General features: G+C 41.4%; 18 protein-coding genes. 7 read left to right on the top strand and 11 right to left on the bottom strand.

All coding sequences use genetic code 11. The features are described 5' to 3' along the window. Window positions 1-25: 25 nt before the first annotated feature. A complete protein-coding gene (locus CKY02_RS01575; protein WP_112893964.1) occupies window positions 26-2,776 on the bottom strand; it encodes an amino acid adenylation domain-containing protein in 2,751 nt (916 codons plus the stop codon). A gap of 408 nt (window positions 2,777-3,184) precedes the next feature. Here CKY02_RS01575 and CKY02_RS01570 point away from each other — a divergent pair, with 408 nt between their 5' ends. The 3 genes from CKY02_RS01570 to CKY02_RS25120 all read left to right on the top strand — a co-directional run bounded on the left by CKY02_RS01570 (window position 3,185) and on the right by CKY02_RS25120 (window position 6,097). Next, window positions 3,185-4,072, top strand: a complete 888-nt coding sequence (locus CKY02_RS01570) for a LysR family transcriptional regulator (RefSeq protein ID WP_112893963.1) — start codon at window positions 3,185-3,187, stop codon at window positions 4,070-4,072. 172 nt (window positions 4,073-4,244) lie between these two features. Further along, on the top strand, window positions 4,245-4,700 hold the full coding sequence (locus tag CKY02_RS01565) for a hypothetical protein (RefSeq protein ID WP_112893962.1): 456 nt from the start codon (window positions 4,245-4,247) through the stop codon (window positions 4,698-4,700). Between the two features lie 917 nt (window positions 4,701-5,617). Continuing rightward, on the top strand, window positions 5,618-6,097 hold the full coding sequence (locus tag CKY02_RS25120; RefSeq protein ID WP_193493028.1) for a hypothetical protein: 480 nt from the start codon (window positions 5,618-5,620) through the stop codon (window positions 6,095-6,097). 707 nt (window positions 6,098-6,804) lie between these two features. Here the strand turns inward: CKY02_RS25120 and CKY02_RS01555 are convergent. Further along, window positions 6,805-7,170 carry a helix-turn-helix domain-containing protein gene (locus tag CKY02_RS01555; RefSeq protein ID WP_112875747.1) on the bottom strand — a complete coding sequence of 122 codons (366 nt, stop codon included), beginning with the start codon at window positions 7,168-7,170 and terminating at the stop codon, window positions 6,805-6,807. Between the two features lie 263 nt (window positions 7,171-7,433). Here CKY02_RS01555 and CKY02_RS01550 point away from each other — a divergent pair, with 263 nt between their 5' ends. Continuing rightward, window positions 7,434-8,048, top strand: coding sequence for a hypothetical protein (locus CKY02_RS01550; protein ID WP_112893961.1), 615 nt, complete (start codon window positions 7,434-7,436; stop codon window positions 8,046-8,048). A 49-nt stretch (window positions 8,049-8,097) separates the two neighbouring features. Here CKY02_RS01550 and CKY02_RS01545 read toward each other — a convergent pair whose 3' ends face one another. The 8 genes from CKY02_RS01545 to ppsR all read right to left on the bottom strand — a co-directional run bounded on the left by CKY02_RS01545 (window position 8,098) and on the right by ppsR (window position 16,365). After that, entirely contained in the window at window positions 8,098-8,892 is a 795-nt protein-coding gene (locus CKY02_RS01545) for a heme ABC transporter ATP-binding protein (RefSeq protein WP_112893960.1), read from the bottom strand. After that, complete coding sequence (locus CKY02_RS01540; RefSeq protein WP_112893959.1) at window positions 8,892-9,899, bottom strand: FecCD family ABC transporter permease; 1,008 nt, start codon at window positions 9,897-9,899, stop codon at window positions 8,892-8,894. Before CKY02_RS01540 ends, CKY02_RS01545 begins: the two co-directional genes overlap by 1 nt. Further along, a complete protein-coding gene (locus CKY02_RS01535) occupies window positions 9,896-10,714 on the bottom strand; it encodes a heme/hemin ABC transporter substrate-binding protein (protein WP_112893958.1) in 819 nt (272 codons plus the stop codon). Before CKY02_RS01535 ends, CKY02_RS01540 begins: the two co-directional genes overlap by 4 nt. After that, window positions 10,711-11,784, bottom strand: a complete 1,074-nt coding sequence (locus CKY02_RS01530; RefSeq protein WP_112893957.1) for a hemin-degrading factor — start codon at window positions 11,782-11,784, stop codon at window positions 10,711-10,713. The genes CKY02_RS01535 and CKY02_RS01530 overlap by 4 nt, the downstream gene beginning before the upstream one ends. A gap of 30 nt (window positions 11,785-11,814) precedes the next feature. Continuing rightward, window positions 11,815-13,836: a TonB-dependent hemoglobin/transferrin/lactoferrin family receptor gene (locus tag CKY02_RS01525; protein ID WP_112893956.1), complete on the bottom strand. Its 2,022-nt coding sequence runs from the start codon at window positions 13,834-13,836 to the stop codon at window positions 11,815-11,817. 89 nt (window positions 13,837-13,925) lie between these two features. Next, complete coding sequence (hemP, locus tag CKY02_RS01520; protein WP_112893955.1) at window positions 13,926-14,123, bottom strand: hemin uptake protein HemP; 198 nt, start codon at window positions 14,121-14,123, stop codon at window positions 13,926-13,928. Between the two features lie 172 nt (window positions 14,124-14,295). Continuing rightward, window positions 14,296-15,342: a 3-deoxy-7-phosphoheptulonate synthase gene (locus CKY02_RS01515; RefSeq protein WP_112893954.1), complete on the bottom strand. Its 1,047-nt coding sequence runs from the start codon at window positions 15,340-15,342 to the stop codon at window positions 14,296-14,298. A 141-nt stretch (window positions 15,343-15,483) separates the two neighbouring features. Then, window positions 15,484-16,365 (bottom strand): posphoenolpyruvate synthetase regulatory kinase/phosphorylase PpsR, encoded by an 882-nt coding sequence (gene ppsR / locus CKY02_RS01510; protein ID WP_112893953.1) that lies wholly within the window; start codon window positions 16,363-16,365, stop codon window positions 15,484-15,486. A gap of 215 nt (window positions 16,366-16,580) precedes the next feature. On the opposite strand from ppsR, the gene ppsA reads away from it, so the two are divergent. Then, window positions 16,581-18,959 carry a phosphoenolpyruvate synthase gene (gene ppsA / locus CKY02_RS01505; RefSeq protein ID WP_112893952.1) on the top strand — a complete coding sequence of 793 codons (2,379 nt, stop codon included), beginning with the start codon at window positions 16,581-16,583 and terminating at the stop codon, window positions 18,957-18,959. A 443-nt stretch (window positions 18,960-19,402) separates the two neighbouring features. On the opposite strand, the gene ydiK is transcribed toward ppsA, so the two are convergent. Then, window positions 19,403-20,512, bottom strand: a complete 1,110-nt coding sequence (gene ydiK / locus CKY02_RS01495) for an AI-2E family transporter YdiK (RefSeq protein ID WP_112893951.1) — start codon at window positions 20,510-20,512, stop codon at window positions 19,403-19,405. A gap of 223 nt (window positions 20,513-20,735) precedes the next feature. On the opposite strand from ydiK, the gene ydiJ reads away from it, so the two are divergent. Further along, the gene (ydiJ, locus tag CKY02_RS01490; protein WP_112893950.1) at window positions 20,736-23,795 is read left to right on the top strand and encodes a D-2-hydroxyglutarate dehydrogenase YdiJ; all 3,060 of its coding nucleotides are present in this window, start codon (window positions 20,736-20,738) and stop codon (window positions 23,793-23,795) included. Beyond that, window positions 23,792-24,208 (top strand): hotdog fold thioesterase, encoded by a 417-nt coding sequence (locus tag CKY02_RS01485; protein WP_112893949.1) that lies wholly within the window; start codon window positions 23,792-23,794, stop codon window positions 24,206-24,208. Before ydiJ ends, CKY02_RS01485 begins: the two co-directional genes overlap by 4 nt. Window positions 24,209-24,846: the final 638 nt, after the last annotated feature.

Genomic DNA, 24,846 nt, shown 5'->3' with positions numbered 1-24,846 from the left:
TTCATTGTGTTGTTTGCAGAAGTAATCAACTCAAGAATCGAGCTAATTCGTTAACACCTGATTCCTTAAGTACCTCGAAATGATCAACGTTAAGATTGATATTTTCTGGGGGATGTTTTAGGTATGGTGTTGCTTCTTCGATAAAAGAAACGGCATCGTCACGTGCATTAAACACCGTAATTGGTGCCTTGATTATTCGTTCTTGCAGTTCTGTTGCTGAATATTTCTGTCCGTAGGTTTGAATAACTATCCTGGCAATTCGAACAATTAACGTAGGGGCCAGATTTGGGTAGTGCTTATGAACAAAAGAGACAAAGCTTTGCTCATCGATAACGTTAGCCAGGCATTCATTCAACGCTGAACTGTGAGAAGTGCCTGCAAATACAGAGAATAATAGTGATATCAACTCACTGTTCTGGTAAGTAGATCCATTTTCTGTTCCCGTGGAATTAACGTGATATTTTATCTTCGAGAGTCCTGGCGCGATTAGAACCACCTTTTCGACACGTTCTCCGGCTCGTTCTAATTGGTAAGCCGCTTCGAAAGCCAATACAGAGCCAAAAGAGTATCCCCATAGCGTGTATGGGCCAGTAGGTTGTAATTTTTTGATTTCTGTTATGTCTTGAATCACCATTTCGGCTATGGTGGAGTATGGAACCTCTCCTTCATTAATTCCGTAAGCTTGGATGCCATAAAATGATCGATCAGTGCAGATCTGTGTAGCCAGCAGGTGTAAATTCATTGGGTATCCCCCCAATCCTGGCCAGCAAAAGACAGGTAATCCAGCATCTTTTTCCTGTAAACAGGCCAATCGTGAAGATAATCTGGTCACTTCACCTTCAACGATTTTTGCCAATTGTTTAACCGTTGCGGCCTCAAATAGAGTATGGAGAGGTAGCGATAACGCAAATTCTTCATTTAAACGTTGTATCAGATGGACGGCTATCAGAGAATTGCCACCTAAAGCAAAGAAGTCATCTTCGGTAGATATGCTTTCTCGCGTTAGCACTTCTTCCCATATCTTTACGATCTGTGTTTCTGTCGAGGTGCTTGGGAGTACCTGTGGACTGTGTGATACTGTGCTGACCAGTACTTGTAATGTGTCGAAATCGATTTTTCCACTGGAAGTTAGCGGCATGGTATCCAGGAACAAAAATCTGTCAGGTAACATATAGTCCGGTAATGTTTTGCTAAGTTCACTCCGCAGAATTGAAGTAATGTCATACTTTGCTTGCTGGCGTATTGTTTCATCGGCTAATTCAATACAGGCGGTTAATTGTATCGAACGGTGTTGAGGGTCTTTTTCCGCCAAAATTGCAGCGTGTTTCACTTGATCGATAACTTCCATTGCATTTTTTATTTCTTCTAATTCGACCCGCATCCCTCTCACTTTAATTTGATTATCTTTCCGGCCAGCAAAGTGGGCATTACCCTCTTTATCCCAATAGGCCAGATCTCCGGTTCTATAAAGCCGGATTTTTTGCGTATTTGGTGGTATCGCAATTTCAAGAAAGTGTTCTTCTGTGAGATCCTGACGATTCAGATATCCTCTTGCGACTTGAGTACCTGCAATATAAATCTCTCCAATTTCATATTCTGAGGCGAGCTGATAGTGGTGATCGAGAATAAAAAATTCCGTATTGGATACCGGTTTACCAATAGGGACTGAATTAACTTCGTCAGATATTGGGTAGTGATTAACAAAGAAAACTGAAGCATTAATTGTACATTCCGCCGGGCCATACATATTAATCAGTAGACAGTTTGGTAGTGTATGGATACATTGAGTGGCGAGTTTTCTTGATAAGCTCTCTGCTCCGATGAATATTTGCCGAAGGGTGTGGCATTCCCGGAATTTGTGATTATCGATCAGTGCTTGTAATAGCGTGGGAACACATTGTAACGTGGTCACATTGTGGCGAATAATCAGGTCAATGAGTTGGGGAATATTCCTGTGTGTTCCAGATGAGCTAATAACAACCCGACTACCACAACTGACTGATAATATTTCCCATTGAGCTGCATCAAAGCTGATGGGCGTTTTCTGAATAATTGTTTTTTCAATGTTTAAATCGCATTTTTCATTTAACCAACACATTTGGTTAACGATACTGCGGTGTTCAATCATTACACCTTTCGGTTTCCCTGTACTTCCAGAGGTATAAATGACATAAGCCAAGCTATCTGGGCTAAGGTAGTCATGGAGGATGTTGCTGGTAATGGCACTGGATTCTAATGATTTCTCTACGTCTTCAAGAGTCACGATATGGATATTTTCTGCAACCAACCTGACTAATTTTTCCTTTAATTTTTCTTGGGTAAATATCATTTTCAGATTGCTATCGTGGATCATGTAACGAAGTCGTTCCTCTGGATAATCATGAGACAATGGCAGATACGCACCACCGGCAAAAAGAGTTCCCCAAACTCCGATCATCTGCTCAATCGACGGTTCAACAAATATACCGACGCAATCACCCGCTAAACATCCCAGGTTTTGCAGATAGCAGGCCAGATACACACTGCCAATTGCCATTTCCAAATAACTGAGTCGCTCTTCACCGTGAATGATTGCTGTAGCCCAGGGAGTTGATCTGACGTGTGAAAAGAGTAATCCCGGTAGGCACTCTTTTCGTTGAAAACTCGCTGGTAACTTAATGTTATTTAACGTTGTCCAATTTTCATTTGCCGGTTGAGCGCTGGAGATATCATATTTTCGATACTGTCCTGTTTTTAATATATTGCGCCATTTGATTATTGGGAGAGTTGATTGCATCTTATTTTATACCTTTATTTAAGGAGAGAAGCCAAAAGGAGAGCGTATCGGCTTCTTCTTTAACTATCTGATATTCCTGTGGAATAAAATTAAAATATTCCAACTTAGGAAAATCATTTCCTGGTCTTATAAATCCTTCCTTTAAGAAGGGGCTATTCAATATTATTAACTATCATGTTTGTTCTTTTTCCACTCTGACGTTTATTTATTAAATACTTGGGATAAATTATCTTTATCGACTTGATGATTCTTGTATTTAGCAAACCTGAGTTATCTATTTTTTTATTAATAAATATGTAGATATAAGATAATTTCTCCTAACGCCTATACTACTTGCTACCATAGACCAGTGAACAGTAGGATGATGTTCAAAACACTTATGACCAATCTGTCAGCAATGGGGGAAATATGGATAGTTTGGGGTCATTGAACGTGTTCGTTCGGGCTGCTGATGCCCGTAGCTTCACAGTCGCAGGTCAACAACTTGGCATCTCTTCGTCGGCGGTTAGTAAGGCTATTGTTCGGTTAGAAGAGCGTCTGGGAATACGCCTTTTCCATCGATCTACGCGAACCGTCACATTAACGCCTGAAGGGACATTATTCTTTGAACGGTGCAAGCGAATTCTTGATGAGGTTGAGGCTGCTGAAACTGAACTATCTCAGATGCAGAAAATGCCAAGTGGAAAGTTAAAGATTAGCCTACCGTCAGTGGGTATGCTGTTTATGCCGAAATTTGCTGCTTTTAATCGCCTTTATCCAGAGATTAAACTTGATATAAGTTGCTCTGATCGAATAGTGGATGTTATTGAAGAGGGATTTGATGCTGTACTCCGAACCGGTGATCCACGTGATTCCAGATTAATGTCTAGGATGCTAGGTTCTTACCGTCAGGTTATTGTCGGCTCTCCTGCCTATTTTGCGGCCGCAGGTTTTCCAGAAGAACCCGAAGATCTTGTTAGCCATCAGTGCTTATTATATCGTTTTCCAACAAATGGGAAATTAAACGTATGGCCTTTGAATCGTGATGGTAAAAAAATTGAGCTTAACTTACCGTGCAATATGGTGACGGATAGTTTAGAACCGCAAGTCTGTTTTGCCGAGCATGGTCTTGGGATAGCTTGTGTGCCGAATATCGCCGTTTACCGACAGTTGAAAGAAGGCTCTTTGGTCACTGTTTTGGATAAATATAACGAAAGTTCCACAGTTTTTCGTATACTTTGGCCATCAAGCCGTCATTTGTCCCCTAAGGTCAGAGTATTTGTAGATTTTATGGCGGAGAACCTCTTACCTTTTTAAATAAGTTCTGCAAAGTGGTCTAGTATTATAGATACGTAAAGTGAAAATTTACTTTATGGGATTGGCGCATATATCGTGCGCTCCAATAACGTTATAGAAGAGAAAGATAGAAGAGAAAGTTGTATTAAAACGCAGTAAGCCATTTTAAACAACATAAAGGAGAGTATCTAACATGTTAGTACGTAAATCGTTGTTGGCCCTGTTTGCAACTACTTCCCTAACTGCCGCAGGTGTCGCTTATGCAGGTCCGTCTGTAACGGTTACATTTAAGCATCTTGGCGCGTCTGGTAGCGCGGATGCTGTTTATACCATCATTACTAACAATGAATCCAGTACCTATGTCAATGCAACACCCAAACCTAGTTCAAGAGTAGGGCCAGGAGGAGTCAATAGTTATCAGGTTCAAAGCCCGATTTCACCTGATGGAAATTATGCGATAGTGCGATATAAAATTGGGAATAAGTCTTGTGTTTTTTCGACTACTTTCGTTAACACATACGTCAATGGTGTTAAAGTTCCAAAGTGGAATAAGGGAGCAACGCCGAGTGGTGGGGCTGTTTGTAATGCAACTATAACCTCTATTAATTTTTTGACCTACGAATGGTCAGTTGAATTTACTATGAAGTAGTGAACAGTGAGTCAGATTATTCATGTTATAAGAGATAGATCTGGCTCATCTTGTTTTTTATCATTTTTTTCTGATGTAATGATTGCTATTCAACTGGCTATTGTGATTTTTAATGGCCGATCGGATTTCAATACGAAACAGCGTTCCCTCGTTATCTATTATATCGGCCATATAATCGCAGATATTAATTTTCTTTGAAGTGAACATATATACCCTATGGATTTCAAGATGGATCGCGACGGCAAGGGAGTGAATCCCCGGGAGCATAGGTAACTATGTGACCGGGGTGAGCGAGTGCAGCCAACAAAGAGGCAACTTGAAAGATGACGGATATATGCATAGTAGGATCTCGCTCTACTGCTATGACCTATATGAATTTTAGATTATCTGTCCGTTATATTTTTTATCTTGAATTTCCTGTTGATTATATAATTACTAACCACTACTATTAGGCTGGTTTTTTATTTATTGCATGTTTGGTGTAAATAACACAATATATGTGACATGTTAGCACCAGGTTAAAAACAAAAAAACATACAGCAATTTAATTTGTTATTATAAATTAATGTTGAATGTTTATTTATTTTAGTTTTTATTTTCTTTGTTCTTTTATTGACGTACTATTGGTTCTACACTATTTTTAAAGTTGGAAAGTGTTTTAATTTTTTATAAGTTTATGGATTATGATAGTTGAATATGGATGTTCAGTAAATTAGTTGAGTTTTTAGGTGTAATATGAACTTCTATATACCCTATGGATTTCAAGATGCATCGCGACGGCAAGGGAGTGAATCCCCGGGAACATAGGTAACTATGTGACCGGGGTGAGTGAGTGCAGCCAACAAAGAGGCAACTTGAAAGATGACGGGTATATTTATAACTTGGTATGCATTTAATCTTATAAGGAATAATATATTATGATTGATCAAAACAATTCTAATAATATAGTTGAACCTAATGTAACGATTTCTGATGTAATTGTGTCTTCTATTCAAATTGCTCCGGAAATAGCCAGAAACAATGTTCATGTAGTCATTGTTGATGATAAAGGTATTTCACAGGATTTTCTTCTAGATAACTCTGATGGTGGTTATCAAGGGAGTGGTAGTTTAATAGCTTTGATTCTTGCACACCTTACTTCGAAAAAAGTTACTATTAGAGCTACCGGGTATGAATATAAGAAACATGGATATATCAACGGAGTATTAATTAAGGAGGATAAGGGAACAGGAGGTGGTACAGGAGGTGGAACAGGCGGTGGTACAGGCGGTGGTACAGGCGGTGGTACAGGAGGCGGAACAGGCGGTGGTACAGGAGGTGGAACAGGCGGTGGAACAGGAGGTGGTACAGGCGGTAGTACAGGTGGTGGTACAGGAGGCGGAACCGGGGGACAATAAGGACGGTAGAAATTAGGAATGATAGGAGTGAGAATTCTTATAGAAAATATTATTCGCTATTATTTACGTTAAAGGCATTAAAAGCCTATCCCATTATGTTATTTTATTTGCTATTTTAAATTTGGGTAGTGTTCAAGCTTTTTGCAAAATAGCGTCTATTAGGTAAATAGTGAATTGGAATTAATTATAAATAAAAACCCTGATGTTTAGTCTTCAGGGTTTTTACTTTTTAATAATTGAACATACACTAAAAATTTTAGGAACAGTATTTTAATGTTTCTGATCGGATTTTTTAGTGTTTTTTATCTGCTTGTTGACAGTAAAAATGATCCGGCTGATCGAATAAAAAGTACTGTATATTATAGTTATGATTTGTATGAAAATATTTTTGTTTTTTAATTATATTAATCAGTTTATTTATCGTGGGTGGATTAATATAATTGAATTGGTTTTATTGTCATTTAATAAAGTTATTATCCGAAATTAATTATGCTGGTATATGTGGTAATTGTTCTAGAAGACTTATGGGAATTTGTTCTTCATTTTTAGTGAATAAAACGAGGCTAGCCAATAGTTATCTGTAAAATCCTTATTTGATTTTTTGATCTATTAGGGTGTTAGCGAATTAAAATAGTATAAGAGTTAAATGGTCAATAAAATATTGACCATTAGGGAATGCCATCAATAAGGTTATTAGGAGCTTTCGGTTATTGCTTATGACCTAAGAAGTACTTTAATTCAGGTAGATTACCATTTTCTCTAAATCTAGCAGGAGTGGTATTAAAGTGCTTTTTGAAGATCCGAGTAAATGTTGCCTGAGAACTGAAACCATATTGTAAGGCGATATCAAGGATTGGTAGGTTTTCTTCACGCAGAGATCTTGCTGCTTCGTGTAAACGCCGCTTACGAACATATTCACCCAGGGTATAGCCTTTCACTTCTTTAAACACTCTTTGTAGATGCCACTTTGAATAACCGCTTCTGTCAGCAATGGTCGCTATTTTTATACCTTCGTTACGTTGGAGCTGAGTTTCGAGCCATCTGACAATATCATTCACTACACTTTCTGACATTTTCACCTCCCACTGATAGTGGGCTAGTTGCTAAAATATTAGATTTAGTTAGTTATTTCTATAAGGATAATAACTATAGTTATTAATGAGTGTATTTTAAAATAAATCCGGGATATCTATAGGCAAAAAATGCTATTTATAATTGATAATTATTATCATTTATGCAAATTTCCTTTGTTTTAATAATAAGTAGCATCAAATGATCTTCACTAATTTATTCAAAACAGTATCATCGTTCGTCATTTAATTTAATGGAGGTTGTAATGCAATCGGACTTGGCTTTTTTAACTAAAAAGTTGGCGTTTTTTGTTCTTTATGCTCTGATTTTAGCCATGGTCATAGGCTTACTCTTTATTGATGTTATCTATTTGCAGAATGCAGTGAAGGAGAACTCATTAACTGAAATTGCTCAGGAAAGTATACTGTTTGTTATTTCTGCTGTATTTCTGCTGGAAGCAAAAAAGAATAGTCAATTACGTCCTGCATTAGTCTTGATATCAGGTTTTTTTGCTTGTTTATTGATAAGAGAGCTGGATGCTATATTTGATGAAATATTTCATGGTGCCTGGGCGTGGATTGCTATTCCGTTAGCGCTAATTTGTATTTTTTACTCTGCTTATAAAGGTAGGGATACGTTGGCTGGGCTTGTTCATTTTACGCGTCATCAAAGTTACAGCATGATGGTTGCAGGTATTTTGTGTGTACTCGTTTTTTCCCGTTTGTTTGGTATGGGAGAATTATGGAAAGGTTTAATGCTCGAACATTTTGATCGAACAGCAAAAAATATGGTTGAGGAAGGGTGTGAACTTCTGGGTTATTGTTTGTGCTTGATTTCAACTTTTTGGTATTTGCCTGATGCAATAAAATTTCGGAAGTAAAGAGTAAGACAGGCAAATGATTGAAATAATTTGTCTGTCGAATTTACTGTTACTGCCTCAAATAAATCTGAGGTTGTTGAGTCTCAGGATGGCGGGTAATGCCAAGATCTGCTTGATACCATTTTCTCAGAGTATGATCATTCAATACTTCTTCTGGTGTACCCGCAGCGACTAACTTCCCTTTATGTAATAGAAAGATTTTGTCTGCATAGAGAGCGGCAAGATTTAAATCATGTAGAACACAGCACATAGCCATAGGTTGTTCCCGTGTCAGTCGGTAAAGCAGACGCAAAGTGTGTTGCTGATGGTAGAGATCCAAGGCTGATGTTGGTTCGTCAAGAAACAAACAGCATTCTATTGGTGTTGGATGCCAAAGTTGGGCAAGGACACGAGCGAGTTGTACTCTTTGCTGCTCACCACCAGAGAGTTGCCGGTAGTCGCGGTGACGTAACTCCTGGCAATCCGTTTGTTCAATAACGGTATCAATTGCTGTCTGTTTATGATGAATACCATGAGGAGAGCGCCCCATAGCGACCACTTCTTCCACACTGAAAGGGAAGGAGAGTGAGCTATGTTGACGCATGACGGCACGAGTGCGGGCTAATTGTTCAGCCGGCCATTGCTCAATAGGGATTCCGTGTAAATAACATTGCCCACGCTCAGGTTTTATATATCCCGTTAATAGCCGCAATAATGTGGATTTCCCCGCGCCATTTGGCCCAATGATGGCGACAATCTCGCCTTTATTTACCGAGAGCGAAACATTATCAATAATTTTCTGGTTGCCAATTGAATAGCTTAAATTCTGTGCTTGCAGAGAAATATTATTTTTTATGGCATCCATTATGTGCGGCTCCCTGGCCCTGGTTGTTTGAGTATCAACCATAGAAAATATGGGCCGCCGATTAAACCAGTAATTAGGCCAACGGGTATTTCTGCTGGTGAGACTAATGTTCTTGCCAGTGTATCTGCGGTAAGCAGAAGAGAAGCTCCGCCTAAAGCAGCACCGGGAAGTAGCCAATTATGATCACTACCAAATCGCATTCTGATCAAATGTGGGACAACTAGCCCAACAAATCCAATAACACCACTTAATGCAACGGCGCTACCAATAAGCAGGGCGCTGAGTAGTAATAACTGGAATTTAGTGCGTTGGACATTTATACCAAGATAGTGGGCCTCTTCATCTCCTAATTGCAGCAGGTTCAGTTTACGGGCCTGGCTGAATGTTAGGATAATAGCGGGAATAATTAAAGAAGCCGTAATTGCCAACGTCGGCCACTCTATCTGGCTGAGTGAACCCATCATCCATAAAGAGAATTGTCGTAGCTGTTGATCGTCACTGATATAGCTCAGGACACCAATAGCAGACATACAAAGGGCATTGATAGCAATCCCGGCGAGTAATAAGCGGGCCAGATTTCCGTAGTTATATTTATTGAGTGAAAAAATCAGTAATGAAATTAACAGGCTGCCAATAAAAGCGGCGATAATATGCCCGTACACAGCGATGACAGATGGCAGGCTAACTGGCAGAACAATTGCCATTGCAACCATCAACGCGGCTCCACTGCTAATACCTAGTAGGCCAGGATCAGCGAGTGGATTGCGAAATAACCCTTGCATTACAGCCCCGGAAGTCGCTAAAGCACAGCCAACCAGTATGGCTAATAGCACTCTTGGTAATCTGATATTCAGCCAGATTTGCCACTGGGGTTCACTAATGGAAGATTCCCATAATGTCTTGAAAGATAATGATAATGCGCCAATATTAGCAGAACCAATAGCCAACCCGGACAGTAACAAACAAAGAAACGCCAAGCCTAAACCCGGAGACTTCATACGGCTCATTGAGTCTTCTCCGCCGCCTGTCTGAGTTGTTTCATCACTGAGGGGGTTTCGAGGCCAAAACCGAGTAGCCCCATATCATCTACAATTAAAACCCGTTGTTTTTGACCGGCAGGGGTGTGTTTCAATCCGGGTAATTGCCAGATTTTATCCAAACCGCCCATTGATTTAATACCATCTTCCGTCACTAATAACAGATCTGGTGCGCTGGCAATAACACCTTCCTGGGAAAGTGGGCGGTAATTGTTGAAACCTTGCATGGCATTAGTGGCACCAACAGCGCGAATCATTTTGTCCGCTGCGGTTTTTTGGCCGGCAGCCATTGGCATGATACCTCCGTGACTCATCACAAACAGAATACGAGTCGGCAAGGTAGTTGTTGGTATTTCTGCCAGTGCTTTTTGATATTGTTGAATCAGTTGTACACCGCGTTCAGTCTGATTGACCGCCTTAGCGACGGCCTTAATTTTTTCAGGAACGGCTTCTAACGCTGCTTTTCCGGTTATCTGAATCACTTTTACACCAGAATCCTGGAGCTGCTTAAGTGCCAGTGAAGGTTTTGCCAACTCACTGGTTAGCACCAGTGTCGGATTCATAGAGAGAATACCTTCAGGGTTAAGCATTCTCATATAGCCGACATCGGGTAAGGCAAGCAATTCGGTTGGTTTCTGGCTGGTGCTGTCTCTGGCGACAACTTTTTCACCTTCACCAAGTGCAAAAACAATTTCAGATACATCGCCACCGATAGTGACGATCCGTTCAGTGGAAAAAGCACTGAACGATACCGCAAGGACAAATGTCAGAAGCCATTGTTTCATGCTACACGCTCTTCCTGTATTGATTGCAGTTTTGGCAGAGCAGCCACTTGCTCACGCCACTGAGTTTGTTCAGGAGTGCCTTCTGTACGCTGACCAAACAGTTGAGCAATCTGATTGCCATTAGCATCAAATAGCTCAAGGCTGGTGACAAAACCATCCTCTGTTGGTTTACGGGTTACCCAGCTTTCAGCAATAGCACTCTCTATTAAATGTAGTGTGAAATTGCGGTTAAAGATATTAATCCATTTCTGATCTGAGTTTTCTTCCTGATGTGGCATCAGACGTTCCAGCTTTCCGGTGAAAATTTGTACGCAACCATGATTACTGACGAAGATCATGATTTCATTCTGATCGTTATAAGCGGCGTTGATAAGTTCATTCAGTGCAGAATTTCCCACCTTGTAAGCCAGATCATCCTGTACTGCGTTGAAAACTTGTTGCCGGCTCAGATTATGGTTTTTAAGTAACGTGAAGAATTGATGAACGTTAGTCATTGCTCGCCATTCTTCATCAAGCTGTGCTTTCAATTCATTTGTTAGAGTTGAATAGGTGATTTCTTCTATAGGTTTGATGACCAGTGCGGGGTTGTCTTCTACCTGATATTTTTCTATCAATGCTTCCCAGGCTGTCATATCAGTATTACCTGTTGCATAAACTTTATGCAATGCGTCACCCTGATGATCAAAAAATTGAATGCTGTGGCGCACACCATTTTTTGCGGGTTCAACCAGATAAAATATACTACTCCAATGTCCAAAGAATATCCGCAAGTCGAGTTCACGAGGGTTCAGGACCAGCCCAGCGTGGCTGCTGAAATGAGTATTTTCATACCGGCCAATGTGTTCATGAACAGCGAAATCATTGCGGGTGATCGCCTTAATTTCACCAACAACAGCTAACTCTTCCAGTAAAGTTGGGGCGTCAACATTAAGGCGTTTGGCATCGATACCAACGCGGCTATGTAATAATTCACCTTCACTGACATTCAGATAGGCTGCCAGATCACGGGCATATTTGGCTTTGTTATCGGATTTGGCTTGTAGATAACGTTCATAAAGTGAAGAATTCACAATTTAACTCCTTGAAATACATTTATTTAATTACCACTGGTAACTGACTAACAGTTTGGCATTGCGGCCATCTTGAGGTGTTCCATGTGGTGAGTAGTATTCTTTATCAAAAGCATTGCCTAAAACTGCTGTAGTAGTCACACCTTTGAGCATTCCTTCACCTTGATAGCTGACATAGAAATCATTAACGCCATAGCCTGCCTGTTGTTTAGGATCTCTACCTCTAGCATCTTTACCTTTGAAGTCAGTATGCTTAGTGAATTGGCCTACCCAGCCGACAGAGAAACCGGTTTGTGCAATAGGGATTTCCAGTATGCTGGTGATAGTCTCTGGGCTGAGGTTATCGAGAGATCCACCGCTTTTTTCATCTTTACCTTCTGTGCGGTTGTAAGCCAATTCCCAAGAGAACAGATTGGATTCATAGTTTATGGAAGCATCCCATCCCCAGATCTTAGCGCTAGATATATTAACAGATATTGTGTTTCTTCCTCGGTTGACTACATCTGACTTAATATAATCTTTGGCTTTAGTATCAAAGTAACTCGCTTTAAATTCCAGCTCGTCGTTATCTGCTAGTAGATCATTGAAACGTAATCCAAAACCAGACTCCCACGTTTCGTTGCTTTCTGGACGGAGATTTGGATTAGGGGTCCAGAAGTTTCCAGGATAGTGCATAGAATCACTGTACATTTCCCCCATCGTCGGTGCACGGAAAGCTTGAGAATAAGAGGTAAACAGCATCGACCAGTCAGTTGGTGTAATACTAATAGCCCCTTTGGAAGACCATTTATCAGCGCTGACATCCTTATATTTAGAATTCGTTCCTTTATAGTTGTCATAGCGAGTACCGGCGACGATAGAGACTGGCAGGTCGCGCAGCGTTATCTCATCTTGCAACCAACCGGAATAAAAGCGTATATCAGCATCAGGGAAGCTATCCGTGTTACCTCCTGGGGTCTGTTTCTGTTTGTAAGTTTCACCACCGTAAGTAAATTGATGCGCCAGAGGGCTGTCTGTCCACAGGCGGGAACGGTTTTCCAATTTTACGCCATAGGTTTTCTGTTTACGGCCTTCGAAACCTTTCTCTTTAGTACGGGCATCAATAGTGATATCGGAATAATAAAGGTCAGTTTTGGCATTTAACCAATCATACTCTGCTGGATTTAATTGGTAGCTGAGTTGGGCGTCACGTTGAGTTGTCGTGCGATCAGTCCATGATTTAGGTTTATTATTTTTACTAGTAAGAGATTGCGGATTTTTAGGCTGATTAGCCTCATTACGGTAATAGCGTAATTGGCTGCTTAAGGACTGGTTGTCATCAATTTTCCAACTGCCTTTTGCCATCAGGTTACTGATAAATTCGTCATTATCGGCAACCACACCACCACCGTGACGGATGTTACCTGAATCACGGGTACTGAAGGCAAATACACCATCCAAGGATTCCGATTTCTCGAACGTTGCACCACCAAAGCCCATACTATGGTCACCTGTTGCACCGCGGGCAAAAACGCGGAATCCGTGATCTTGACCAGCTTGCAGAAGATTCGCGGCATCGACAGTTTGATAAGCGATCACACCGCCTAAGGCACCACTGCCGTAGAGTAGGGCGGAAGGGCCGCGTACAACTTCGACTTGTTTAATGAGTGCTGGGTCCAGAAACGTGCCATTGATATGACCGGTATCGGTACCTTGGCGAATACCGTCAATCAACGTCAAAACACCTTTTGGACCATAACCACGCAGACTAACATCTTGCCCATTAGCACGGTTTGTACCGGCTATATTAATGCCGGGTATTTTTTTGATGAGGTCGTTAGCATTACCGGCTGTCTGACTTTGTGGTGACTTACTCTTTATCACAGTTACCATCATGGGAGCTTCGAAACTATCCCTTTCATTACCTGTTGCATAAACAGTTATCACCTCGCGGGATGATTTATCACTGTCGGCATCGAGCGATTTTGTTGCCGCATAAGCAGCCGGAATACTACTGATAATTGCCAAGCTTAATGCTGATAGTTTGAGTGTTGATCTTGCAGATTGAGACATCAGACGAATCTCCATAATAATATTTTATGAGTTATGGATATAGCTGGCTGCCCCGATACGCGATCCGGGTGGCTGGCTGAGTTATTATTTTATTTAGTTAGTATCAGCTTACCTGCTTTAGTTTGGCGCAATTGGTAGAATTCTCCTTGGTGACGAATTCTGGTAATTCCTAGCTCACCTAATAGTCGTTTACTGTCAATGTAGCCAATTTCTACAATTTCAGCAGGATAGGTGTTGCATTGTTTTTCAAGTGTAATACAAGAATGTTGGTGACATATTTTAGTCATAAAACCACTTTGCGAATACTAACTATTATCATAGTGAGAATTATTATCGTTATATAAAGAGGTGACTTCAAGCAATATTTTTGGTGGTCAGGATTAACACGTTAATGAAATTTAATTAATGTGTTGTCAGTTAGCCTCTTATGAATGAAAAAGGCTAACTCGGAATAAGGATTTAGAAACGGTAACTTACTGCTTCGGCGAGAATGTCAATAAGCTGTTCTGTATCTTGCCAGTTTAGACAAGGATCTGTGATCGATTGACCGTAATTTAGCGGTTGCCCCTGAATGACCTGCTGGGTGCCTTCAACCAGAAAACTTTCAACCATCACACCGACAATAGCGGTAGAACCCTCTTGAATCTGGTGGCCCACCTCTTTTGCTATAGTCAGTTGGCGTTTATGAATTTTTTGACAATTACCATGACTGAAATCGATAACTAAATGTTCTGGTAAATTAAATTCACGTAGTTGAGTACAAGCTGTAGCAATATCTTTGGCACTGTAATTAGGCTGTTTGCCTCCACGCATAATAATGTGGCCGTATGGGTTGCCTTCGGTTTGATAGATGGTCATCTGACCGTGCTTATCTGGCGAAAGAAATGTGTGACAGACACTGGCTGCACGGATTGCGTCTATGGCGATACGGATGTTGCCATCCGTTCCATTTTTAAAGCCAACTGGACAGGAGAGGGAGGATGCCATTTCTCGGTGAATCTGGCTTTCTGTTGTTCTGGCTCCGATCGCGCCCCAACTGATCAGATCGGCAATATATTGGCCGGTCACCATATCCAGAAATTCGGTTGCTGTAGGTAAACCCAACTCATTAACGTCAACCAATAATTTCCGGGCCAAAGTAATGCCCCGATTTACCTGGCAAGAACCGTCGAGATAGGGATCTGAAATTAAACCTTTCCAGCCCACCACTGTGCGTGGTTTCTCAAAATAGGCGCGCATAATAATTTCCAGTCTGTGCTGGTATTTTTCACGCAATCTGTTCAGTCGCTGAGCATAATCTAAAGCGGCGTCAATATCATGAATAGAGCAAGGACCGATGATTACCATAAGCCGTGGATCATTCCCGCAGAGAATATCGGCAATACGTTTCCGTGACGCTGTCACATTGTTGACGATTTTTTCGGATACGGGAAATTGAATTGCAAGAGTTTGAGGTGTGACCAAACTATCGACACGGTGAGTCCTTAAACCATCTGTTTTGTACATATATTTTCTCAAAGTTCGTTTCACATTAGCAGGCATATCTATAGATAATTGAAATTACAATAAACGAAAACGACTAAGTTAAACAAATGATATAATTAGTCATATGATAAATTTTTTTCCATTATTCCTATTGATATATTTTTAAAACATTCGGCGGTTTAGCTTCATCATGTCGATTATTTTGGTTGAGATTTCTTCAACAGAATAATTGGTGGTGTTAAGATAATTAATCTTATTCTTACGGAATAAAGCTTCAACTTCGGAAATTTCTATTCTACATTGCCTCAGTGATGCATAACGGCTATTTTCTCGACGTTCTTCCCTAATAGCTGCCAGCCGTTCAGGGCTTATAGTTAAACCGAATAACTTATGTTGAAATTGTTTTAATGTCGCAGGTAATTGTAAATTGTCCATATCATCCGCAGTAAAAGGATAATTTGCAGCCTGAATACCAAATTGCATGGCTAAATAGAGGCTAGTGGGTGTTTTCCCACAGCGGGATACGCCCAATAGGATAACCTGTGCCTGGTCAAGATTACGTAAAGAGATACCATCATCATGTGCCAGGGCATAATCAATAGCAGCTATACGTGCATCGTACTGGCTGAGATTCTTCTCAGTCAGGCCGTGAGTGCGATTAAGTTCGGGTTTGGGTTCCAACCCGGTTTCTTGCTGTAATGGGGCTACCAGTGTTTGTACAATGTCCTGACAAAATCCTTCGCTGCTGGTAATAATATTTTTCACTCCAGAAGAGATAATGGAATAGAAAACTAAAGGTCTTATACGCGTATCCTGATATATCTGATTTATTTGTTGCTTTATTTCTTCTGCGCGGGTTTCACTGGCAACAAAAGGAAGAGTATAAGAAGTTATTTTGATGGGAAATTGTGATAAGACAGCATGACCCAATACTTCCGCGGTAATTGCCGTGCCATCTGAAATAAAAAAGACAGTGCGTTCAACACTTTCAACATTATTACGACCATTACGTTTCGCTGATGTTTCTAATCTGAATTTTGCCATGATATTTATAGTGACCTTTTATCTTTCCAATCGTTTAGTTAAATGAAACCGAGTATCGATTTTCTGCAAAGTATACCTAAGAAAAAAATAATGTGTTGGGTTGATCGATTCACCTTTCTATGTGTGCGAAAACATTGTGTTAGTCTATTTATGACTGCGCTATGCAGTGCCAATTTTCCGATTTGTACTTCACGAATGCTAAAAGGATTGTTTTAATGCCCAATAATGACCTCACCCCGCGTAATGTGCTTTGGTATAACCAATTAGGTATGCATGATATTGACCGGGTTGGTGGTAAAAACGCCTCCCTGGGAGAAATGATCACTCACCTGTCAGAGTTGGGGGTTTCTGTCCCGAATGGTTTCGCCACGACAGCACAGGCATTTAATGATTTCTTGGAACAAAGTGGTGTTAATCAGCGCATTTATGACTTGCTGGATGAAACGGATGTTGATGATGTCAATCAACTGGCTAAAGCAGGTGCGCAAATTCGCCAATGGGTGATTGATACACCATTTACGCCACAACTAGAAAAAGATATTCAGGATGCTTATCAACAGTTGTCTGAAGGAGAGCCTGAAGCCTCTTTTGCTGTACGTTCTTCGGCAACGGCTGAGGATATGCCTGATGCCTCTTTTGCCGGGCAGCAGGAAACCTTTCTAAACGTGCAAGGCATTGATACTGTGATGGTTGCCATCAAACATGTGTTTGCTTCATTGTTTAATGATCGTGCTATTTCCTATCGTGTCCATCAGGGATATGACCATCGGGGGGTTGCATTATCAGCGGGTGTACAACGTATGGTGCGTTCTGATCTCGCCTCTTCCGGTGTGATGTTCACTATTGATACTGAATCAGGGTTTGATCAGGTTGTTTTTATTACCTCTGCTTACGGATTGGGTGAGATGGTTGTTCAGGGCGCTGTGAATCCGGATGAGTTCTATGTTCATAAATCAACCCTGAATAAGGGTAAACCAGCAATTGTGCGACGTAATCTGGGTTCTAAAAAACTGCATATGATCTATGCTGACAATAAAGAACATGGCAAGCAGGTACGCATCGAAGATGTACCAGCATCACAACGCAATCGTTTCTCTTTAGCTGATGAAGAAATTGAGGCATTGGCGCGTCAGGCGTTACTAATTGAAAAACATTATGGCCGGCCAATGGATATTGAATGGGCTAAAGATGGTCATAACGGCAAGTTATACATTGTTCAGGCGCGTCCTGAGACTGTCCGCTCAAACCAGCAGGTTATGGAGCGTTACCAACTGAATGAACAAGGTCAGGTATTGGTGGAAGGACGTGCCATAGGCCATCGTATTGGTGCAGGTCGAGTAAAAGTTATTCACAACTTGAATGAAATGGATCGCATCCAACCGGGTGATGTTCTGGTTACTGATATGACCGATCCGGATTGGGAGCCTATTATGAAAAAAGCTGCTGCGATTGTGACTAACCGCGGTGGCCGGACCTGTCATGCAGCGATTATTGCCCGTGAATTGGGCATTCCCGCGGTTGTTGGATGCGGTGATGCAACGGAACGTTTGAAAGAGAATCAGTCGGTGACAGTTTCCTGTGCGGAAGGTGATACGGGTTTTGTTTATCAGAATCAACTGAATTTTACTGTACAAAGTTCTCAAGTCGATCAGTTACCGGAGCTTGATGTAAAAATTATGCTAAACGTCGGCAATCCAGATCGTGCATTTGATTTTGCCCTTTTGCCGAATGATGGCGTAGGTCTTGCTCGTTTGGAGTTTATTATTAATCGGATGATTGGTGTACATCCCCGTGCATTACTGGAGTTTGATCAGCAAACTCCTGAGTTGCAGCAAGAGATAAAATCGCTGATGGCAGGTTATGACAACCCGGTTGAGTTCTATGTTGGGCGCTTGACGGAGGGGATTGCCACTCTGGCGGCTGCATTCTGGCCGAAACGGGTTATTGTCCGTTTGTCTGATTTTAAATCCAATGAATATGCCAATCTGGTTGGTGGTGACATTTATGAACCTGATGAAGAGAACCCTATGCTAGGTTTCCGTGGTGCAGGGCGTTATGTTTCTGACAGTTTCCGTCGCTGTTTTGCATTGGAGTGCGAAGCCGTTAAACGTGTACGTAATGATATGGAGTTGACCAACGTTGAAATTATGATCCCGTTCGTTCGTACGGTAGCGCAGGCTGAAGCAGTGATTGCTGAACTGGCATCCCAAGGGTTGAAGCGCGGTGAAAACGGATTGAAAGTCATTATGATGTGCGAGATTCCGTCCAACGCAATTCTGGCGGAACAGTTCCTTGAACATTTTGATGGCTTCTCTATTGGTTCTAATGATATGACTCAACTGACTCTTGGTTTGGATCGGGATTCTGGGGTGGTATCTGAACTATTTGATGAACGTAATGATGCGGTCAAAGCGCTGCTCTCATTGGCTATTCAAGCGGCTAAGCGTCAAAACAAGTATGTGGGAATTTGTGGTCAGGGGCCTTCAGACCATCAGGATTTTGCTCATTGGTTGATGGAAGAAGGGATTGATAGCCTGTCATTAAATCCAGATACCGTTGTAAAAACTTGGTTAGGATTAGCGAAAGTGAGTTAATTGAGAATAATACTCAATTGAAACTAAAGGCCCGTCAAAATAATGGCGGGTTTTTTAACAACTAGAGTCGTTAATTATCGTTCTAAGGGAAAGTATAAAAATAGCAAAAAAAAAGCCTATCATGGGCGTGATAGGCAAGGACTACACACAGCAATATAGGTGTTTCTAACAAGTAGAACCATCAAAAGGAGAAATAAACGTCTCGTTCATAGCCCACTTATATTAATTTAGTTAAATAGTTTATTCATTAAGAATTGTCCTAATTTACGTATTATTTACGGCTATAATGAGCCAAATTTAACGATTTTTTAACAATTACTTTACAATAATGATATTTAATAAATCAGCACCTCAGAAGAGTGATAAGTTTTATTGAGATTATGCTTTAGCGAAAGAGCTAACTCTCTTTCGCTATATAAGTCAGAATTAATTATCATACAAATTTATTCTGAAAATTTCTGTTCCAGATATTTTTCAGTTTCGGCTAAATCATTTTTAGGTTCTGGGACTTCATTCATCCATGCGATTAATAAACGATAAGCAACTGCTAATACAACGGGGCCGATAAATAAGCCAATCATGCCAAATGAGAGTATTCCACCAATAACGCCTATTAATATCAGCACCATAGGTAAATCTGCGCCCAGACGGATTAAAAATGGGCGAAGAAACCCATCCATTGTCGTTACGATACCGCTCCAGACCAGTAGCACGGTTCCCCAGGTTGTATCACCTGTCCAATAAAGCCAGGCAACAGCGGGAACTAAAATCAGTAATGGACCGAGTTGAGCGACACAACAGACAAACATGAGTACTGTCAGCAATGTAGCATAAGGAATGCCTGAAACAGCCAAGCCAAGACCACCGATAATGGCTTGAACCAGTGCGGTAACCACCACTCCAAGCGCTACGGCACGGATGGATTGTGCTGCTAACAGGATGGCGGCATCTCCGCGTTTATTTGCCAAGCGAATGGCAAAATGGCGAATGCTCATCGTCACCTGTTCTCCTTTTAGATATAAGAGCACGCTGAATAGCACCATCAAACCGAGATGGAATACGAAACGCCCGGCATTTGCTGCTTGAGTAAAGAACCAGGTTGCTGCTTCTCCAACATAAGGCTGGACTTTAGCTATCAGAACATTTCCACCATCAGTAATGAGTGAGTTCCAACCGCTGTATAGTTTATCGCCAACCAGAGGGATGTTATTCAGCCAGGTCATTGTCGGTATCTGAAAATGAGAGGGGGATTTAGCCCACTGGATTAATGGCGCGCTGTTTTCCAATAAACTACTGACCAGTAATGCGATAGGGATCACAAATAATAGAATTAGCAGTAGCGTCATGATGGAGACCGCAATCCAGCGTTTACCCCATAAACTGCTCTGTAGTTTTTCTAATAATGGCCAGGTGGCGATAACAACCATGCCGGCCCAGACAAAACCGAAGATAAAGGGCTTTATCACCCAAAAGCTGGTAACAATTAACAGTGACAGGAAAATTAAAGTAAATAATAGTTTTGGTAAATCATAATGCGGTTGAGATTTGTCCATAAGTTAATTTCTCTCAGAGATTTAATGGCGCTAAAGATAATGAATAAATAGGATGTTATCTACAGGTTACTCAAAATAGGTGAATATTATGATAAGGTAAACGCTTGCCTTCTCAGACAAATCAGTTAACGGTGGTAAATGGTTACGGCTGATTAAGGCATTGATTCAAAGATAGTATAAATGAAGCAATGTGGACACTCATTCTAAAAGGGTCAAAACGATAATGATCCCACGCATATCACAAGCACCGCACGTCAGTGAGGTCGCACAGAAGTTCTTGGATACATTAAAGGAACAAGGATTTACCGGAGATGTTGCCAGTAGTTATGCCGATCGTCTGACAATGGCGACAGATAACAGTATCTATCAACTCTTACCACAGGCTGTCGTTTTCCCTCGATCCAGTGCCGATGTGGTTTTACTGGCTCGTGTCGCAGGTGAAAAAGAATATCAGAATTTGACATTTACTCCACGCGGTGGCGGTACAGGCACAAACGGTCAGGCGCTTAATGACGGCATTGTGGTGGATATGTCCCGTTATATGAATCGCATTCTTGAGATTAACCCGGAGCAAGGTTGGGTCAGAGTTGAAGCGGGTGTGATTAAAGACCAACTGAATCAATATTTGCGTCCATATGGTTATTTCTTTTCACCGGAGCTTTCAACCAGTAACCGTGCAACATTGGGCGGTATGATTAATACTGACGCATCCGGTCAGGGCTCATTAGTCTATGGTAAAACTTCTGATCATGTTCTTAGCCTACGGGCAGTTCTATTAGGGGGGGAATTACTTGACACCCGCGCTATGGATATAGTCCAGGCGGAATCGATTGCGCAAGAGGATTCTGTTACCGGTCGCATTTATAACACGGTGCTTAGTCGTTGCCGTGAACAACGTGAACTTATCGTTGAAAAATTCCCCAAACTTAATCGCTTTCTGACCGGTTATGATTTGCGCCATGTTTTCAGTGACGATATGCGGAAATTTGACTTAGGTCGTATCTTAACCGGTTCAGAAGGAACGCTAGCTTTTATTACCGAAGCGGTTTTGGATATTACTCCGCTGCCAAAAGTTAGGCGATTGGTGAATGTGAAATATGATTCATTTGATTCTGCACTGCGTAATGCCCTTTTTATGGTGGAGGCAAAGGCATTATCGGTTGAAACCGTGGATTCCAAGGTGCTGAATTTGGCGCGTGAGGATATCGTCTGGCATTCAGTTAAGGAATTGATCACTGATGTTCCGAACAAAGATATGCAGGGGTTGAATATTGTTGAATTCAGTGGCGATGATCAACCTTTGATAGACCGGCAAGTAGAAACACTTTGTCAGCGCCTTGATGAACTGATGGATAGCAAGCAAGCTGGGGTTATTGGTTATCAAATTTGCCGAGAGTTAGCGGATATTGAGCGTATTTATGCAATGCGCAAGAAAGCGGTTGGCTTGTTGGGTAACAGTAAAGGTGCGGCGAAACCCATTCCTTTTGTGGAAGATACGTGTGTGCCGCCACAGCATCTTGCTGATTATATTGCGGAATTCCGGCAGCTATTGGATAGTCATCATCTTAATTACGGTATGTTTGGTCATGTGGATGCGGGGGTGCTGCATGTTCGGCCGGCGTTGGATATGTGCGATCCTCAGCAAGAGATACTGATGAAACAGATTTCTGATGAAATTGTCAGTCTCACCGCACGTTATGGTGGTTTGCTGTGGGGAGAGCATGGTAAAGGATTTCGTGCTGAATACAGCCCGGCATTTTTCGGTAGCATCTTGTATGAAGAATTACGCCGAATTAAGGCTGCCTTTGACCCGGATAATCGCTTGAATCCGGGTAAAATTTGTCCGCCGATGGGGGTTGATGCCCCGATGATGAAAGTCGATGCTGTTAAGCGAGGAACGTATGACCGGACAATTCCGGTAAATGTCAGGAATACATTCCGCGGTGCTATGGAGTGTAATGGGAATGGGCTCTGTTTTAATTTCGATGTAAAAAGCCCGATGTGTCCATCAATGAAAGTGAGTCAGCAACGTATTCATTCACCGAAAGGACGCGCAACACTGGTGCGTGAATGGCTGCGCCTTTTGGCTGAACAGGGGGTGGAGCCGACGTTACTGAAACAGGGATTAGAACAAAAACGACCAAGTTTGCGTGGGTTGATTGAGAGGACCCACAATAGTTGGCAGGCATGGCGCGGGGAGTATGACTTTTCTCACGAAGTGAAAGAGGCAATGTCGGGTTGTCTGGCATGCAAAGCTTGCTCAACACAGTGCCCGATTAAAATTGATGTTCCGTCATTTCGTGCACGTTTTCTTGAGTTATATCACGGCCGCTATTTTCGTCCTTTACGTGATCATATCGTGGCGAGTGCGGAAAGCAGTACGCCATTAATGGCTAAGGTCCCTCGGGTCTTTAATTTCTTTCTGAAACAACCGTGGATGCAAGAATTGAGTCGTCGGACTATCGGCATGGTGGATTTACCCTTGTTATCCAGCCCGACGCTGCACCAACAATTGGCGGGTCATTATGCACTTTCGACCACACTGGAACAGCTTGAAAAAATGGAACAAGTTCATCGTGATGAACACGTGTTGATCGTTCAGGATCCGTTCACGAGTTATTACGATGCTAAAGTTGTGGCTGATTTTGCCTATTTGGTAGAAAAATTGGGATATAAACCCGTATTGCTGCCATTTTCTCCAAACGGTAAAGCACAACATATCAAAGGCTTCTTATCCCGTTTTGCTAAAACGGCCAAAAAGACGTCAGATTTTCTGAACCGGGTTGCTGAGTTGGGTATTCCTATGGTCGGTGTCGATCCAGCGCTGGTACTGTGCTACCGGGACGAATATAAAGAAATTTTGGGAGAACAGCGAGGGAAGTTTGAGGTTCAGCTTGTTCATGAATGGTTGATTAATAGCTTACCAGAGAAAAGTGGCCATGAAGAAAGATCCGGTGATAAATGGTATCTATTTGGACATTGTACCGAAGTGACTATGCTACCGGGCAGTAGTCAACAGTGGGAAAAAATTTTCCATCGGTTGGGTAGCAAGCTGGATAATATCAGTGTAGGCTGCTGTGGCATGGCCGGAACCTATGGTCATGAAAACAAAAACATAGAACACTCTATTGGTATCTATAAGTTATCCTGGCAACCTGCCTTGCAGAAATTACCATTGGAGCGTTGTCTAAGCTCCGGTTATTCCTGCCGCAGTCAGGTTAAACGGATAGAAGGGCAAGTACTTAAGCATCCGTTGCAAGCTTTATTGGAGATAATCCCATGATTTGGAAACGTGATATTGGACTGGATAGCCTGAATCAAGTAAATAGCCAATGTATGATGGGCCATCTGGGCATAAAAATCACGCATATCGGTGATGACTATATTGAAGGCACAATGCCGGTTGATTATCGCACGCGTCAGCCATTTGGTTTATTGCATGGCGGGGCATCTGTTGTGCTGGCAGAATCACTCGGTTCTTTAGCTGGGTATCTCTGTTCCGAAGGTGAGAAAAAAGTTGTTGGGCTGGAAATCAATGCTAATCATATTCGCTCGGTTCGTAGTGGTGAAGTGAAAGGCGTATGTAAACCTATTCATATTGGCCGCAATCACCAGGTGTGGCGAATTGATATTTTTGATGAGCGGCAACATTTGTGCTGTACCTCTCGGTTAACCACATCAGTTTTGCCTGGATAAAATGAAGGTAGGTTATTTTCAATAGAAATAACCTACTTATTAAGTGAAAGGGTTATTTATGTATTAAATTTAATTGTGATAATCCTCCAAGAAATAGATTTTTTATAGGCATTATCGATATTTTTATAATATTATTATCTGTATAAATTGTGTTTTCATATATCTTATATACCCTATGGATTTCAAGATGCATCGCGACGGCAAGGGAGTGAATCCCCGGGAGCATAGATAACTATGTGATCGGGGTGAGCGAGTGCAGCCAACAAAGAGGCAACTTGAAGGATGACAGGTATAGATAATAATATTCCACATCATGAAATAGTGAGAAAAATATATTTATGCTATCCAACACATGTTTTTCATAATAATGAAGAGCTACAATATGAAATATTTAATCAGATTAGCTCTAAACTTTGCATACTATTTTCGTCAATACATGTTGTTGGATCTGCAAAAATTGGTCAAAGCATATATAAATCTTCTACGTTCTCTCCAGGAGATTCTGATTTAGATATTGCGATTATTAGTAATGAATTATTTATTAGGTACTCGGAGATTTTTTTTATAAAACAAAAGGATTTCAAGATATAAGAGATTTCCCTCTAAATAGAGAGAGTAATAGAAGTAAATTTGTGCAA

Source organism: Photorhabdus bodei, assembly GCF_003287735.1.
In the GTDB taxonomy this organism is placed as follows: Bacteria; Pseudomonadota; Gammaproteobacteria; order Enterobacterales; family Enterobacteriaceae; genus Photorhabdus; species Photorhabdus kayaii.
This window is presented reverse-complemented; position numbering and strand designations above follow the sequence as displayed.